Annotated in this window: 15 protein-coding genes; all 15 read left to right on the top strand. The window is 72.2% G+C overall.

Annotated features, from left to right (window positions below):
- Window positions 1-161 precede the first annotated feature (161 nt).
- The 15 genes from dacB (at window position 162) to lysS (ending at window position 15,836) form a co-directional block, all read left to right on the top strand.
- Window positions 162-1,598: a D-alanyl-D-alanine carboxypeptidase/D-alanyl-D-alanine-endopeptidase gene (gene dacB, locus CXQ97_RS12155; protein ID WP_104181131.1), complete on the top strand. Its 1,437-nt coding sequence runs from the start codon at window positions 162-164 to the stop codon at window positions 1,596-1,598.
- A gap of 242 nt (window positions 1,599-1,840) precedes the next feature.
- A complete protein-coding gene (locus CXQ97_RS12150) occupies window positions 1,841-2,974 on the top strand; it encodes a zinc-dependent metalloprotease (RefSeq protein WP_104181130.1) in 1,134 nt (377 codons plus the stop codon).
- Complete coding sequence (gene tilS, locus CXQ97_RS12145; protein WP_258062530.1) at window positions 2,967-4,142, top strand: tRNA lysidine(34) synthetase TilS; 1,176 nt, start codon at window positions 2,967-2,969, stop codon at window positions 4,140-4,142. The genes CXQ97_RS12150 and tilS overlap by 8 nt, the downstream gene beginning before the upstream one ends.
- 3 nt (window positions 4,143-4,145) lie before the next feature.
- Window positions 4,146-4,697 (top strand): hypoxanthine phosphoribosyltransferase, encoded by a 552-nt coding sequence (gene hpt, locus CXQ97_RS12140; protein WP_104181129.1) that lies wholly within the window; start codon window positions 4,146-4,148, stop codon window positions 4,695-4,697.
- 176 nt (window positions 4,698-4,873) lie between these two features.
- The gene (gene ftsH / locus CXQ97_RS12135; RefSeq protein WP_104181128.1) at window positions 4,874-6,931 is read left to right on the top strand and encodes an ATP-dependent zinc metalloprotease FtsH; all 2,058 of its coding nucleotides are present in this window, start codon (window positions 4,874-4,876) and stop codon (window positions 6,929-6,931) included.
- A gap of 59 nt (window positions 6,932-6,990) precedes the next feature.
- Entirely contained in the window at window positions 6,991-7,608 is a 618-nt protein-coding gene (gene folE, locus CXQ97_RS12130) for a GTP cyclohydrolase I FolE (protein WP_104181127.1), read from the top strand.
- Window positions 7,609-7,617: 9 nt separating this feature from the next.
- On the top strand, window positions 7,618-8,529 hold the full coding sequence (folP, locus tag CXQ97_RS12125) for a dihydropteroate synthase (protein ID WP_104181126.1): 912 nt from the start codon (window positions 7,618-7,620) through the stop codon (window positions 8,527-8,529).
- Window positions 8,526-8,933 carry a dihydroneopterin aldolase gene (gene folB / locus CXQ97_RS12120; RefSeq protein ID WP_258062529.1) on the top strand — a complete coding sequence of 136 codons (408 nt, stop codon included), beginning with the start codon at window positions 8,526-8,528 and terminating at the stop codon, window positions 8,931-8,933. The genes folP and folB overlap by 4 nt, the downstream gene beginning before the upstream one ends.
- Window positions 8,930-9,424 (top strand): 2-amino-4-hydroxy-6-hydroxymethyldihydropteridine diphosphokinase, encoded by a 495-nt coding sequence (gene folK / locus CXQ97_RS12115; RefSeq protein ID WP_104181124.1) that lies wholly within the window; start codon window positions 8,930-8,932, stop codon window positions 9,422-9,424. Before folB ends, folK begins: the two co-directional genes overlap by 4 nt.
- Window positions 9,425-9,430: 6 nt before the next feature.
- Window positions 9,431-9,916, top strand: a complete 486-nt coding sequence (locus CXQ97_RS12110; RefSeq protein WP_104181123.1) for a DUF3180 domain-containing protein — start codon at window positions 9,431-9,433, stop codon at window positions 9,914-9,916.
- Entirely contained in the window at window positions 9,909-10,424 is a 516-nt protein-coding gene (locus tag CXQ97_RS12105) for a PH domain-containing protein (RefSeq protein WP_104181122.1), read from the top strand. The genes CXQ97_RS12110 and CXQ97_RS12105 overlap by 8 nt, the downstream gene beginning before the upstream one ends.
- Complete coding sequence (locus CXQ97_RS12100) at window positions 10,421-12,322, top strand: PH domain-containing protein (protein ID WP_306739910.1); 1,902 nt, start codon at window positions 10,421-10,423, stop codon at window positions 12,320-12,322. Before CXQ97_RS12105 ends, CXQ97_RS12100 begins: the two co-directional genes overlap by 4 nt.
- Window positions 12,309-13,247 carry a Rossmann-like and DUF2520 domain-containing protein gene (locus CXQ97_RS12095; RefSeq protein ID WP_104181121.1) on the top strand — a complete coding sequence of 313 codons (939 nt, stop codon included), beginning with the start codon at window positions 12,309-12,311 and terminating at the stop codon, window positions 13,245-13,247. Before CXQ97_RS12100 ends, CXQ97_RS12095 begins: the two co-directional genes overlap by 14 nt.
- Window positions 13,248-13,355: 108 nt before the next feature.
- Window positions 13,356-14,279 carry a pantoate--beta-alanine ligase gene (gene panC / locus CXQ97_RS12090; protein WP_104181120.1) on the top strand — a complete coding sequence of 308 codons (924 nt, stop codon included), beginning with the start codon at window positions 13,356-13,358 and terminating at the stop codon, window positions 14,277-14,279.
- Between the two features lie 54 nt (window positions 14,280-14,333).
- Window positions 14,334-15,836 (top strand): lysine--tRNA ligase, encoded by a 1,503-nt coding sequence (gene lysS / locus CXQ97_RS12085; protein ID WP_258062528.1) that lies wholly within the window; start codon window positions 14,334-14,336, stop codon window positions 15,834-15,836.

Raw genomic sequence — 15,836 nt, 5'->3', positions numbered from 1 at the left:
GGATAGGTCCGGGGTGACAGGCCGCGGCCGCGCCCCCCGGAGAAGGGCGCCGCGCCGGTCTACTGTTAATCGTCAGCCCTAACATATCGGTCGGCCGCCGGTACCCGAGCATTTCCCCGTGGATTCGGTGCTGCCCGCGAAAGCTCGAGAAAGGACACCGTGTGCGCCCGCTCCGCCTGCTGACCGGTCTCCTCCTCGTCCTGGTCATGGTGGCGCTCGCGGTGCCCCTGGCCACCCATCTCGTGCCGGGCGTCCTCGCCGCCGTCCACCCGCCCGCGCCGGTCGAGCCGCCCGTCACACCCGCGCTGCAGATCCCGCCCACGGCGGTGGCCGTTCCCGACGTCGTGACCCCGCTCCCGCCGTCGGCCCCCGCCCCCGACCCGGCGGTGCTCGGCCCGCAGCTCGAGGCAGCCCTCCAGTTCGCGGGTCCGGGCAGCTTCGCGGGAACCGTCGTCGACTCGGCGGACGGCACGGTCCTCTATGCGCGCGACGCCGGCCGCGTGCAGGCCCCGGCCTCCAACATCAAGCTGTTCACCGCTGTCGCCTCCATGACGTTCGGGCGGCCCGGGAGCACGCTCACGACCTCGGTCCTCGCCTCGGACACCAGGGCCGGGACCCTCTTCCTCCATGGCGGCGGCGACGTCCTCCTCGGGTCCGGCCCCTCCGACCCGGGCGCCGTCGTCGGCCGGGCGGGCCTCGGCACGCTCGCCGCAGACACGGCCGCCGCCCTCCCGGAGGGCTCCGGACCGTACTCGGTCCACCTCGACGACTCCCTGTTCGAGGGGGCGAGCCTGAACCCGACCTGGGCGGAGGGCGACGTCCGGGCAGGCGAGGTCGCCCCGCTCCACGCGCTCGCGATGAACTCGGCGTGGCTCGAGGAGGGACGCTCCGGTGGCCCGCGCTCGCAGGACGCGGCCCTCGACGCTGCCCGGGTGTTCACCGCGGCCCTCGCCACCGCCGCCGGCGAGCGCGGCATCCTGATCCGACCCGACGTGCAGCGGTCCGTCGCACCGGAGGACGCCGAGCCGCTGGCCGCCGTGGAGTCGGCGCCGCTGGCGGACCAGATGCGCCGGATGCTGGAGATCTCGGACAACTACCTGGCCGAGGCGCTGGCGCGCGTCGCCGCCCTCGACAGCGGGCGCCCGGCGTCCTTCGGGGGAGCCACCGAGGCGCTCACCGCCGCAGCCGACCGGCTCGGTGTCCCCCAGGAGGGGCTCCTCGTCGGCGACGCGGCGGGACTGTCCGTCCGCAACGCGGTCTCGCCGGAACAGCTCGCGGTGCTGGTCCGCGGGACCACCACCTCCGACGAGCCGGGGCTCGCCGCCGTCGCGCAGTCCCTGCCGATCGCCGGCGCGACCGGCACCCTCGCGACCCGTTTCACGGTCGACGACGGTCCGGCCAGGGCGGGCGCGGGCGTGGTCCGGGCGAAGACCGGGACACTGAACGCCGTCACGGGACTCTCCGGGCACGTGGTCACGGCGGACGGCCGTCTGCTCGTGTTCTCCTTCCTCGCGCTGGGCCTCGAGGGCAACACGGTCGAGGCACGGGCCGCCGCGGACGGCGCGGCCGCCGTCCTCGCAGGATGCGGTTGCCGCTAGTCCGGGTGGGGCGTCTCCCCTCCGCCGGGCCGCACACCCTCCGCCGGGCCGCACACCCGGCGCGGCGGCGCAGGGCCGGTGGGGCGTTCCCCCGGGTTTGGGCACCCGGCGCGGCGGCCGGCTCCATGGCGGCCCACGGCGGCCCACGGCGGCCCACCGCAGGCACCCCGCACACTTCCGCCCGGTCGCCGGCCCACCGGCGGCTGGGAGCCGCGGTCAGCGGGATGTGATCGAATAGGCGCATGTCCAGGAACGAGTCCGCAACCCCCCGCCCGCAGCTGGTCAACTGGGACGTCGCGGCCTCGACCGCAGCGTCCCTGACTCCCGCCGGGCCCACCATGAAACCCGCCGACATCGCCCGCGCCGTCCAGAACATGCGCGAGCTCGCCGACGCGTCCGTGGGCCACGTCCACGCCATCTCCCGGCTCGACGCCGCGCGGGACCTCCGCGACTCGGAACTGCTGATCGTGGACCGCGCCTCCTGGTCGAAGGCCAACTCGCAGAGCTTCCGCACCCTCATGGAACCCGCGCTGGACCAGCTCGCGTCGTCGCGCCCCGAGGTCCTCAAGTCCGCGTCCCTGGTCCTCGGCGGGACCGTCACCGGCGCCCAGCTGGGCGCCATCCTCGCGTTCCTCTCCAGCAAGGTGCTGGGCCAGTACGACCCGTTCGTGCCCTCGCGCAACGGGCAGGGGGGCCGGCTCATGCTCGTGGCGCCGAACATCATCTCGGTCGAACGGGAACTGAACGTCGACCCGTCCGACTTCCGTCTCTGGGTGTGCCTCCACGAGCAGACGCACCGCGTGCAGTTCGCCGCCGCGCCCTGGCTGAAGGACCACATGACCGGCCACATCGGGGAGCTGACCTCGGGGCTCGTCGACAAGGCCGACTCGCTCTCCGACCGGCTCGGGGCTGCCGTGAAGAACATCACGGCCGCGAAGGCACGAGCGCGCGGCGAGGGCACGGCGGCGGACACCCCGTCGCAGGACATGGGCGTGCTGTCGATCCTCCAGGATCCCGACGACAAGGCCCGCCTCTCCCACCTCACCGCGGTCATGAGCCTGCTCGAGGGCCACGCGAACGTCGTGATGGACGGCGTGGACGGGAGTATCGTGCCGTCGGTCAAGACCATCCGCCGCCGCTTCAACGCCCGCGGGAAGTCCCGCGGCCCGCTGGAGAAGGTCATCCGGCAGCTCCTGGGGCTCGACGCCAAGATGCGCCAGTACAGCGACGGCTCGAAGTTCGTCCGGAGGGTCGTCAGCCAGACCGGCATGGAGGGCTTCAACGCGGTGTGGGAGTCGGCGTCGCACCTGCCCACCGAGCAGGAGATCCACGCACCCGACGAATGGATCGACAGGATGAGCCTGCGCCGTGGCTAGACGGCCGCGGCTGCTTCCCGCGGTCGGCACGGCCCGCAACCTGCTGGCAGCAGGGCTCGGCGGGATCCTCGCCGAGCCGGCGCCGCGACGCGGACGCGGTCCGGGTGAACCGCCGGCGGGCCCCGGCAGCCCGGCCGGGAGCGCCGGTGCCGCCCCGCCGTCGAAGGAGCTCCCCCTCGTCCTCGTCGCCTGCAGCGGCGGCCCCGATTCCCTCGCGCTCGCGGCCGTCGCCGCGCACCTGGCCTCCACGGGGCGTTGCCGGGTCGGCGCCGTCGTCGTCGACCACGGACTCCAGCCCGGCAGTGCCGCGACGGCGGAGCAGGCGGCGGCCGCGGTACGGGGCCTCGGCCTCGATCCCGTCGAGGTGCAACGGGTCGTCGTGGACGGCGGCGGCATGGGTCCGGAGGCCGCGGCCCGGAGTGCCCGCTATGCCGCGCTCGATGCCGCCGCCGCGCGCCTCGGAGCCGCCGCCGTGCTGCTCGGGCACACCCTCGACGACCAGGCGGAGCAGGTCCTGCTCGGCCTCGCCCGCGGTTCCGGCACGCGCTCCCTCGCCGGGATGCCGGCACGCCGCGACCTCTACGTCCGCCCGTTCCTCGAGCTCCGCCGCGCCGAGACCGAGGCCATCTGCGCCTTCTACGGGCTCGAGCCCTGGCACGATCCGTCCAACCTCGACCCCGCCTTCGCCCGCTCCCGCGTGCGCGGCGAGGTGCTGCCGTTCCTCGAGGACCGGCTCGGGCCGGGGATCGCCCAGGCACTGGCGCGGACCGCCCGCATCCTCGGGCAGGACGCGGACCTCCTCGAACGGCTGAGCGCCGAGGCGTACGCCGCCCTGCGGCTTGCCGGCGACGACGGCTCGATCCTGCTGCCGGAGGACGGCCTGCGGGGGCTCCCGGCCGCACTGCGGCAACGCGTCCTCGCCCTCGCGGCCCTCGAGCTCGGCGCGTTCCAGCCGAGCTTCGAACGCCTCCGCGCCGCGGAGTCGCTGCTGGAGAGGAAAGGGTCCGCCGGACCGGTGCAGCTGGGCGGGAAGGTGACCGTCCACCGACAGGTACGCGGACGCGCTGTTCTCCGGGGGGATGCAAGCTATGGCAATCTTGTCCTTGGTAACAATGGCAGCAACGATGGCCCCGGCGTGATGCACTCACGCCGTGCAACCCAGGAGTAATCGGTGGATTCCAACGACGTCCGGTCGGACCTCAAGCACGTCCTCTACACCAAGGAGGAGATCCAGCAGCGGATCAACGAGCTGGCACAGCAGATCGACGCCGACTACCAGGGCCGGGACATCCTCCTCGTCGGCGTCCTCAAGGGTGCCGTCATGGTCATGGCGGACCTCGCCCGCGCGCTCCACTCCCACATCACGATGGACTGGATGGCCGTCTCGTCCTACGGGTCCGGCACGCAGTCCTCGGGCGTCGTCCGGATCATCAAGGACCTCGAGACGGACCTCATGGGCAAGCACGTCCTGATCGCCGAGGACATCATCGACTCGGGCCTGACGCTGTCCTGGCTCAAGGCGAACCTCCTGTCACGGGGTCCCGCGTCGGTCGAGATCTGCACGCTCCTGCGCAAGCCGGACGCCGCGAAGGTGGAGATCGACGTGAAGTACGTGGGCTACAACATCCCCAATGAATTCGTCGTCGGCTACGGCCTCGACTTCGCGGAGAAGTACCGCAACCTCGATTTCATCGGTACCCTCGCGCCGCACGTCTACGAATAGCGGGTCCCTCGCTGCACGCGGGCACTACGCCAAGAGGGAACTATCGGCCCGATGTGCGCGTGGTGAATCTGGAACGGTGTATATGTTGAGGTGCTCATCTGGCACCCGCACGGCAATGCGCCGGCATATTTTTACTTGCATCAGCAGGAGGGACAGGGCTTGCTGCCCTGAGACGAATGAAATTCAAGAACATCTTCAAGGGGCCCATCTTCTGGATCGTCCTGGGGGTCGTGGCTCTCCTGCTGGTCCTGCCGAGCCTCTTCGGCACCGGAAGCTCCCGCGTCGACACCAACGTCGGGCTCCAGCTCCTCGAAGATGACCAGGTCTCGCAGGCCAAGATCTACGACGGCGAGCAGCGCGTGGACCTCACCCTCCGCGACGACTACGAGGACAAGGGCAAGAGCGTCCAGTTCTTCTACAGCTCCGCGCGCGCCGAGGGTGTCGTCGACGCCATCAACACCTCGGACACGGACGGCTTCACCGACCAGCCCGCCGAGAGCAACTGGCTGCTGAGCCTCGCCGGCCTGATCTTCCCGATCCTCATCCTCGGCGTCATCTTCTGGTTCCTCCTCAGCCGCATGCAGGGCGGCGGGTCGAAGGTCATGCAGTTCGGCAAGTCCAAGGCCAAGCTCATCAACAAGGACATGCCCCAGGTGACCTTCAACGACGTCGCCGGCGCTGACGAGGCCGTCGAGGAGCTGCTGGAGATCAAGGAGTTCCTGCAGGAGCCGGCGAAGTTCCAGGCCCTCGGCGCCAAGATCCCGAAGGGCGTCCTCCTGTACGGGCCTCCCGGTACCGGCAAGACCCTCCTCGCCCGCGCGGTCGCCGGCGAGGCCGGTGTCCCCTTCTACTCCATCTCGGGCTCCGACTTCGTCGAGATGTTCGTCGGCGTGGGCGCATCCCGCGTCCGTGACCTCTTCGAGCAGGCGAAGAACAACTCGCCCGCCATCATCTTCGTGGACGAGATCGACGCCGTCGGACGCCACCGCGGTGCCGGGGTGGGCGGCGGCAACGACGAGCGCGAGCAGACCCTCAACCAGCTCCTGGTCGAGATGGACGGCTTCGACGCCACCACCAACGTGATCCTCATCGCCGCGACCAACCGCCCCGACGTCCTCGACCCTGCCCTCCTGCGCCCGGGCCGGTTCGACCGCCAGATCGGCGTCGAGGCGCCGGACATGAGGGGCCGCGAGCACATCCTGTCCGTGCACTCCAAGGGCAAGCCGATGGCATCCGGTGTGGACCTGAAGGGCGTCGCGAAGAAGACCCCGGGCTTCACCGGCGCCGACCTCGCGAACGTCCTCAACGAGGCCGCGCTCCTCACGGCCCGTTCGAACGCCCAGCTGATCGACGACCGCGCACTCGACGAGGCCATCGACCGCGTCATCGCCGGCCCCCAGAAGCGCAGCCGCGTGATGAAGGAACTCGAGCGGAAGATCACCGCCTACCACGAGGGCGGCCATGCACTCGTGGCCGCGGCCCTGCGCAACACGGACCCGGTGACCAAGGTGACCATCCTGCCGCGCGGACGCGCCCTGGGTTACACCATGGTGATGCCGAGCGACGACAAGTACTCGGTGACGAGGAACGAGCTGCTCGACCAGCTCGCGTACGCGATGGGCGGTCGGGTCGCCGAGGAGATCGTCTTCCACGACCCGTCCACGGGCGCCTCGAACGACATCGAGAAGGCCACCGGCACCGCGCGGAAGATGGTCACCCAGTACGGCATGAGCGAGCGCATCGGCGCGGTGAAGCTGGGACAGGGTGCCGGCGAGCCGTTCCTCGGCCGCGACATGGGCAGCGACCGCGACTACTCCGACCAGATCGCCCTCGTGGTCGACGAGGAGGTACGCCGCCTGATCGACAACGCCCATGACGAGGCGTACCAGATCCTCACCGAGAACCGCGACGTGCTCGACCGTATCGCCCTCGAACTGCTCGAGCGCGAGACCCTCAACCAGGCCGAGATCGCCGAGGTGTTCTCCGCCGTCCGGCAGCGCGAGCTGCGCGAGGTGTGGCTGTCCAAGCAGACCCGCCCCGTGCATTCCCTGCCTCCCGTCACCTCCGCGAAGGAGCGTGCCGAAGCGCTGGAGAGCGGCCGGCCCGCGCCGGAGTCCGTCGCCCCGCAGGACCAGATCGCCGACGCCGACCTCCCCGGCGACTTCGATGTCCGGGGCTCGGAGCTGCCCTCGCCCGCGTCGAACGAGGGCTCCCGCGAGCCACGGGACAGCTAGTCCGCAGGACGCCGCCGGCCAGAGGGCCGGCGGCAGCGCCAACGAAGGGGAGATGACCCGTGACAGATTTCGACGACGAAGTGGTGGACGCCGCCCTGGTCGCCACCGGATCGCCCGTCGACCAGCTCCGCATCCAGCGGGCGGTGCGGGAGATCCTGGCGGCCATCGGCGAGGACCCTGACCGCGACGGCCTGCTCGAGACCCCGAAGCGGGTCGCGAAGGCGTACGCGGAGATGTTCGCCGGTCTCCACCAGGACGCCGGCGAGGTCCTCTCGACCTCCTTCGACCTGGACCACCAGGAGCTCGTCCTGGTGAAGGACATCCCGTTCTACTCGACGTGCGAGCACCACCTGGTGCCGTTCCACGGAAGCGCCCACGTCGGCTACATCCCCTCGGTGGACGGCCGCGTGACCGGTCTGAGCAAGCTGGCACGGCTCGTCGAGGTCTACGCCCGCAGGCCGCAGATCCAGGAGCGGCTGACGACGCAGATCGTCGATGCGATGATGGAACACCTGAAGCCCAAGGGCGCGATCGTCGTCATCGAATGCGAGCACATGTGCATGTCGATGCGCGGGGTGCGGAAGCCCGGCGCGAAGACCGTCACGTCCGCCGTCCGCGGTCAGATCCGCGAGACGGCGACGCGCGCCGAGGCCATGAGCCTCATACTCGGAAGGTAGGACCACCTGATGGATTCTCTCGCAGCAGCGCCCGGGACAGGACCGGCCACGTCGCCGCTGCCGGTCATCCGGCCGGTCCGCGCGGCCAAGACCCTGCGGGACCTGCCCTCGGACCGCGCCGTCGTCATGGGGATCCTCAACGTCACCCCGGATTCCTTCAGCGACGGCGGCAGGTACGCCGGCACCGACGACGCGATCGGCCACGGCCTCCGCATGCACTACGGCGGAGCCGACATCATCGACGTCGGCGGCGAGTCCACACGGCCCAACGCCCGGGAGGTGCCGGTCGAGGAGGAGCTCGCGCGCGTCCTCCCCGTGGTCGCGGCGCTCGTGAAGGCGGGAGCCCTCGTCAGCATCGACACCATGCACGCGGAGACGGCGCGGCAGGCCCTCGACGCCGGAGCCGCCATCATCAACGACATCTCGGGCGCCGAGCTCGATCCCGCGATGCCTGCCCTGGTCGCCGAACGCGGCGTGCCCTACATCCTGACCCACCGCCGAGGGACCGCCGCCACCATGGACGCCCTGGCGGAGTACGACGACGTCGTCGCCGAGGTGACCGCTGAGCTCGCCGCTCTGCGGGACCGCTTCGTCGCGGCCGGCGTCGCCGCGGACCGGATCATCCTCGATCCGGGACTGGGTTTCGCGAAGACCGACGAGCACAACTGGGCCATCCTCCGGCACCTGGACGCCTTCACCGGGATGGGCCACCGCGTGCTCGTGGGAGCGTCCCGCAAGCGTTTCCTCGGCACACTGCTGACGTCCGCGGGGAAGGCAGCGACGCCCGACGAGCGCGGACCCGCTTCGCTCGCCGTCGCGACCCTCGCCGCCGCGGGCGGCGCATGGGGCGTGCGCGTCCACGACCCGGCCGCGACGCTCGACGCCGTCAAGGTCGCCGCCGCCACCGGCCCCCGCCCGTGACGGTCCGGTCCGCCCCAGGCCGCCCCGGCTCACCGTCGGGGGACCTCGACGCCGTCACGCTGAGGGGCATCACCGCGACGGGCTACCACGGCATCTTCGACCACGAGCGCCGTGACGGGCAGCCCTTCGTCGTCGACATCGTCCTCCACCTCGACCTGCAGCCCGCCGGGACGAGCGACGACCTCGCGCGGACCGCCCATTACGGGGAGCTCGCCGACCTGGTGCACGGGATCATCGAGGGCGGGCCGTTCGACCTCATCGAGGCCCTCGCCGAGACCATCGCGGCGTCCGTCCTCGGGTCCTTCCCGGTCGCCGCCGTCGACGTCACGGTCCACAAGCCGCAGGCACCCATCGAGGTGCCCTTCGGCGACGTGGCCGTCACGCTGCGCAGGAGCAGGGCGTGAGCGGCACCGTCAGGTCCGTGCTCGCCCTCGGCAGCAACCTCGGCGCCAGCAACGACACCCTGGTGCGCGCCGTCGCGGACCTCGTGGAATCGGATCACGTCCGCCTCCACGGCGTCTCGCCCGTCGTGCGGACCAAGCCGGTGGGCGGGCCCGAGCAGCCCGACTACCTCAACATGGTCATCGAGGTCGAGACGGACCTCGGCCCGTACGAGCTCCTCGAGCACTGCCGGGCCGTCGAGGAACGGCACCACCGCAAGCGCACGGAGCGGTGGGGGCCGCGGACGCTCGACGTCGACATCATCACCTACGGCACCTGGACGTCGGACGACGAGACCCTCACCATCCCGCACCCGCGTGCGGCGTCGCGGGCCTTCGTCCTGCAGCCGTGGGCGTGGATGGACTCGGGGGCCGTCCTGGCCGGCCGGCCCGTGGTGGAACTCGCCGCGGAGGCCGAGGACCTTGCGGGCCTGGTGCCCTTCGAGGGAGTCTAGGACGCTGTGAGCACCCTTCGGTTCCGCTGGTTGGCCCTGGTCGGCCTGGTGGCCGGATTCGTCGGCTGGCTGGTCAACTGGCTCGCCACGCGGAACGGCTTCGGCACGCCCACCCTGCCCCTGACATCGCTCGTCACGACGGCGGTCATCATCGGCATCACCCTGGTCTTCGGCCGGCGCGTGCTCCGCTGGCGCAACGGCGACCACGACCGCCCGCTCGACCCGATCCTGGCCACCCGCACCCTCGTCCTCGCGCAGGCGTGCGCATACGCCGGAGCGTTGAGCCTCGGCTGGCACGCGGGGATCTTCGTGGACCAGGCGGCCCTCCTCCCGGTGCGGTCCGCCACGGCGCCCCTGTGGGGCTCGGCCGCCCTGATGGCGGGTGGGATCATCATGATCATGGTGGGATTGGTCGTCGAGGACTTCTGCCGGCTTCCGCCCGACGACGACGGCTCGGGCGCGGCGGGCTCCAGCGAGGGGGAGTATGCGTAGGGAACCAATCGATCCGTCCGGGCTCGAGTGGTCCAGGGTGTCGCCGAAGTACCTGCGTGTCAGGGTCATCGGCTGGCTCATCGGATCACTGGTCTGGCTCGTCCTGGCGAGCATCCCGCTGGTGCTGCGCCTCCTGGAAATCTGGGAGTCCTTCCCGCCCGTGTGGCTCGCGTGGGGGCTGCCCGCCGTCGTGCTGGTCCTGTCCGCCTGGCGCGGACTCCTGCTGCCGCGGCAGGTCGCGTCGATCGGCTACGCCGAGCGCGACGACGACCTCCTCGTGCGCCAGGGCGTCTTCTTCCAGCGCACCCTGGTGGTCCCGTACGGCCGCATGCAGTACGTCGACGTCGCCGTCGGCCCCCTCGAACGCGCCTACGGGATCTGCACCCTGAAGCTCCACACCGCCGCTCCCGCCACCAACGCCTTCATCCCCGGGTTGCCGGCCGAGGAGGGCACACGCCTGCGCGAGCAGCTGTCCGCGCGGGGAGAAGCCAGGCTGGCGGGGCTGTGACCCTGGCAAACGGTCCCTCCGGAACGCCGCCGCCTCCCGCCCCCGACGGCGTGGCCGGCGCGGGCGCCGACGCATGGCAGCGCGTCCACGTCATCTCGCCGCTCGTCCGCGGCTGGATCGTGCTCGTCGCGATCCTCTACTTCGTGGGCAGGGACTGGTTCGAGGGCCTGTTCTCCGCGGAGACCAGGGGGCGCGGTCCGCTCCCCGAGGGCGTCGGCGTCCTGGTCGCCGGCGGGGTCCTCCTCGCGGTCGTCCTCCTCGTGGCCGGTGCCTTCCTCGTCTCCTGGTACTTCACGCGCTATCAGGTGACGGCCGAGCACGTGCGCGTCCACTCCGGCGTCGTCTTCCGCCAGCAGCGGCAGGCGAGGCTGGACAGGGTCCAGGCGATCGACATCGTCCAGCCGTTCCTCGCCCGCATCTTCGGACTGGCCGAACTCAAGTTCGAGGTGGCCGATGCCGGCGAGTCCGCCGTCCGGCTCGCCTTCCTGAAGCTCGACGACGCCCGGAAGCTGCGCGCCACGATCCTCGCGCGCGCGGCGGGGGTGGATGCGGACCCCGACCACCCCGAGGAGGTCGTCGAGGCGCCGGAGCGCGAGGTGGTGGCGATCCCGCCCGGCCGCGTCATCGGGGCCGCCGTCCTGTCCGGGATGACCGTGGCGCTCGTCGTGGCGGCCGTCGTCGTCGTGACGCTCGGCGTCGTCTTCGAGACTCCGATCATCGCGACGTCCTTCATCCCCATCCTCATCGGCGTGGTCGGCGGCTACTGGTCCGCCCTCAACACCGGCTACAACTTCCGTGCCGCCACCTCCCCGGACGGCATCAGGATGCGCTACGGCCTGCTGGACACCAGGGCGCAGACCGTCCCGCCCGGCAGGGTGCAGGCCCTCAGCATCGTCCAGCCTCCGCTCTGGCGGTTCAAGGGCTGGTACCGGGTCACCGTGAACGTGGCGGGCTACGGCGCCTCCGTCTCCAGCGAGGGGCAGGCGCGGGCCACCCTGCTGCCGGTCGGGACGCGCGACGAGGTGCTGCAGACCCTAGCGCTGGTGCTCCCCGATCCCGGGACGCCGCGCCCCGTCGAGGTCTTCGCGGCGGGCATGGCCGGCCGCGACGGCGGCGAAGGATTCGTCACCACACCACGCCGCGCCCGGTGGCTCGCGCCGCTCGCGTGGCGGCGGAACGGCTTCGCCGTCACGGGGACGGCGCTGCTCCTGCGCTCCGGCGTGCTGTGGCGCCAGCTCGTCGTCGTCCCGCACGAGCGGACCCAGTCCCTCTCCCTCCACCAGGGACCCGTGGACCGACGCTTCGGGGTGTCCGACCTGCAGCTCCAGACCACGCCGGGGCCCGTCAGCGCCCGCGTGTTCCTCGCCGACTCCGACACCGCATGGCAGCTCTTCCACGGGCAGGCGGCGCGGGCCGCGGAGGCGCGACGCCGCAGCGGCCCCGAGCAGTGGATGAAGCCCGTCCCGGTAGCCGCGCCCCCGGCCGGTGCTGCGGTCGACCTGCCGGTCGGCGTTCCGGGCGGCGGCCCGGTTCCCCCTTCGCACGCCCCCGGACCGGGCGATGGCGGTGGCGGCAGCGCCGCGCAGGGCGGCGCCGGGGTGCGGTCCGGCGACGGAGGTGGCCTCTCCGGGCGGTCCGACGCGGTCCCGTCCACCCCGGGCGCCCGGCTTCCAGGGACCCCGGAGACCCCCGCGACCCTCGGGGCTCCAGGAACGCAGCAGCTTCCGGGGACGCCTGAGGCCCTCCCCGCACCCGGGACCCCGGAGCCCGCCGGGACCCCGAAGCCCGTCGAGACCTCCGGGACGGCTCCCGGCCCCGTGCGCGAGGTCATGCCCGACGTGCCGCGCTACGTCCCGGCTCCGTCCCCGAGCGAGGAGCCCGCAGATGGCCGGCGCTGACGCCTCGAGGCGCCCCGGGCGGCTCGGGGTCGGCGTCGTCGGCGCCGGCAGGGTCGGCGCCGTCCTCGGTGCGGCCCTGCGGTCCGCGGGCCACGCCGTCGTCGGCGTCTCCGCCGTGTCCGAGGCGAGTCGGGAGCGCGCCGAGAACCTCCTGCCCGGGGTGCCCGTGCTGGAGGTCCCGGATGTCATCGAACGCGCCGAGCTGGTGCTGCTCGCCGTACCGGACGACGCCCTGCCCGAACTGGTCGAGGGCCTCGCACAGCTGGGCGCATGGCAGGCCGGGCAGCTCGTGGTGCACACCTCCGGCCGCTACGGCACCTCGGTCCTCGGGCCCGCCCGCGCGGCCGGCGCCATCCCCCTGGCCATCCATCCGGCCATGACGTTCACGGGGCTGAGCCTCGACCTGGGGCGGCTGCCGGACTGCATGTTCGGGATCACCGCCCCCGCCGCGGTGCTGCCGATCGCGCAGGCGCTCGTCGTCGAGATGGGGGCCGAGCCCGTGGTCATCGAGGAGGAGTCCCGCGCGCTGTACCACGCAGCCCTCGCCCACGCGTCCAACCACCTCGTGACGATCACGGCCCAGTCCGCGCAGCTCCTGACGGACATCGGGGTCCAGCACCCCGACCGCCTGCTCGGCCCCCTCATGAAGGCCTCGCTCGAGAACGCACTGTCGTCCGGGGAGGGTGCCCTGACAGGCCCCGTGGCCCGGGGCGACGCCGGGACGGTCCGCGCCCACCGGGCCGCGCTGGACGCCCACGACGCCCCCGACACCCGGCAGGCCTACCTCGGCATGGCGCGAGCCACGGCCCTGCGCGCCCTCGAGCGGGGCATCCTCTCGCCCACGCAGGGACAGGCCATCCTCGCCGTACTCGCCGACACCCCTGCGGACGAGCCGCCCGGCGGTACCCCGGACGTCCGACCCTGACACCCCCCGACGACGACCGTCGACGACACCCCCGAAGGCACGCCGGCCCCGCCCGGCCCCTCTCCGCCCGCCTGCCCGACCACCCGCCCCCGTCCCGGAAGGACACCCGTGACCCCGACCGGCACCCCCCGCCCGGCCACCCCGCTCCTCGTCTCCACGCCTGCCGCCCTGCGCGCGGCCACCACCGCCCTCCTCGACGACGCCCGGTCCCGTGCGCAGGGCGGACGGCCGTCGCTCGGCCTCGTACCCACCATGGGCGGCCTGCACGAGGGCCATGCCACGCTCGCCCGCACCGCGCGGGAGGCCACCGACGTCGTCGTCGCGTCCATCTTCGTGAACCCCCTGCAGTTCGGCGACCCGGCGGACCTCGAGCGCTACCCGCGCACGCTCGACGACGACCTCCGGCTCCTCGGCGAGTGCGGCGTCGACGTCGTCTTCGCCCCGTCCGTCCAGGACATGTACCCCGGCGGCGAGCCGCTGGTCCGCCTGAGTGCCGGACGCATGGGGGAGGTGCTGGAGGGCGCCTCCCGGCCCGGCCACTTCGACGGCATGCTCACCGTCGTCGCCAAGCTCCTCAATCTCGGGCTGCCCGGCACGGAAGCCGACTACCGCGCGTACTTCGGCGAGAAGGACGCGCAGCAGCTCGCGCTCGTCCGCCGCATGGTGCTCGACCTCGACGTGCCCGTCCGCATCGAGGGCGTGCCCATCGTGCGCGACGCCGACGGCCTGGCTCTGTCCAGCCGTAACCGCTTCCTCGGCGCCGGCGAGCGCCGGGCGGCCCTGGTCCTCCCGCGCGTGCTGGAGACGCTCCGGAGCCGCGCCCTGACGGGCGCGCCCCTCGACCTCCCCGCGGCCCGCGCGGAGGTCGACGCCGAGGAGGGCGTGGACCTCGACTACCTGGAGATCGTCGACCCGTCGTCGTTCGCGCCGGCGGGGGACGGCGCGCGCCCGGGCCGCCCCCTCGCGGTCGTGGCGGCGCGGGTGGGCGCCGTCCGGCTCATCGACAACGCCTTCCTGCCGCCTGTGGGCTGACGCACACCGGGCAGCCCACCGCCGGCCCGGCGGGGAGCCGTAAACTTGTCTTCCGTGACCCTTGACGAAACCCTCCCCCCGGACGACCTCAACGAGCAGATGCGCTTCCGGCTGCAGAAGCGCGCAGCCCTGCTCGACGCCGGGATGGAGCCCTACCCGGTGCGACCCGAGCGGACGCATGCGCTCGCCGAGGTGCGGGAGGAATTCGCAGACCTCGCCGCGGGCGAGTCGAGCGGCAGCCGGGTCGCCGTCGTCGGCCGCGTGGTGTTCATCCGCAACTCGGGCAAGCTGTGCTTCGCCACCCTGCAGGAAGGCGACGGCACCCGGCTCCAGGCCATGCTCAGCCTCGCCGAGATCGGCGCGGACAGCCTCGCCGAGTGGAAGTCCCTCGTGGACCTCGGCGACCACGTGCAGGTGCAGGGCGAGGTGATCAGCTCCCGCCGCGGCGAGCTGTCCGTCATGGCCGGCTCCTGGACGATGGCGTCGAAGGCGCTGCGCCCCCTGCCCACGCTCCACGCCGGGGTGAACGAGGAGACGCGCGTCCGCCAGCGCTACGTCGACCTGATGGTGCGCGAGGAAGCACGCCAGATGGTCCGGACCCGCGCCGCCATCACGCGGACCCTGCGCGAGACGCTCAACCGCCACGACTACATCGAGGTGGAGACCCCCATCCTCCAGCTCGTGCACGGCGGAGCCACGGCCCGCCCGTTCGAGACGCACCTCAATGCATTCGACCAGAAGATGACGCTCCGGATCGCCCTCGAGCTGTACCTGAAGCGCGCCGTGGTCGGCGGGATCGACCGCGTCTACGAGATCGGCAGGATCTTCCGCAACGAGGGCGTCGATTCGACGCACAGCCCCGAATTCACCATGCTCGAGTGCTACGAGGCCTACGCGGACCAGTTCGTCATGGCGGACCGCATGAAGGAGATGATCCTCGCCTGCGCGGACCTCCTCGGCTCCCGCACCATCGAGACGGCGAAGGGCACGATCGACCTCGACGGCGACTGGGCGTGGCTCGGCGTGTACCCGGGCCTCTCGACCGCCGTGGGACAGGACATCACCCCGGACACCGCAGTGGAGGAACTCCGGATCATCGCGGAGCGCCACGAGGTCCAGCTCAACCCGGCGTGGGGTGCGGAGAAGGTGGTCCTCGAGCTGTTCTCCGAGATCGTCGAGCCGACGCTCCTCCAGCCGACCTTCGTCTACGACTACCCCCCGTCGGCCCAGCCCCTCGCGCGGCCCCACCGCGAGGACCCGCAGCTCATCGAGGCCTGGGACCTCATCATCGGCGGGATGGAACGCGGCACGGCATTCTCCGAGCTCATCGACCCCGTCATCCAGCGCGAGCGGCTGACGGAGCAGTCGCGGCAGGCGGCCGCGGGTGACGACGAGGCCATGCAGCTCGACGAGGATTTCCTCCGGGCCCTCGAATACGGTGCTCCGCCCATGGGCGGGATCGGGCTCGGAATCGACAGGCTCGTGATGCTTTTCACGAACGTCGGAATTCGCGAGTCCATACTCTTCCCCATTCTCAAGCCCGAGGCAGGCCAGTAG

It is taken from the genome of Arthrobacter sp. B0490, from assembly GCF_002929355.1.
GTDB lineage: Bacteria > Actinomycetota > Actinomycetes > Actinomycetales > Micrococcaceae > Arthrobacter_D.
Note: the sequence above shows the minus strand (reverse complement) of the source record. Positions and strands in the feature narration are given on the sequence as shown.

Excerpts from the sequence above, each read along its gene's own strand:
- CXQ97_RS12150 (WP_104181130.1), top strand. The coding sequence starts at position 1,841 with ATGTCCAGGAACGAGTCCGCAACCCCCCGCCCGCAGCTGGTCAACTGG.
- CXQ97_RS12105 (WP_104181122.1), top strand. The coding sequence starts at position 9,909 with ATGCGTAGGGAACCAATCGATCCGTCCGGGCTCGAGTGGTCCAGGGTG.
- ftsH (WP_104181128.1), top strand. The coding sequence starts at position 4,874 with ATGAAATTCAAGAACATCTTCAAGGGGCCCATCTTCTGGATCGTCCTG.
- CXQ97_RS12095 (WP_104181121.1), top strand. The coding sequence starts at position 12,309 with ATGGCCGGCGCTGACGCCTCGAGGCGCCCCGGGCGGCTCGGGGTCGGC.
- folP (WP_104181126.1), top strand. The coding sequence starts at position 7,618 with ATGGATTCTCTCGCAGCAGCGCCCGGGACAGGACCGGCCACGTCGCCG.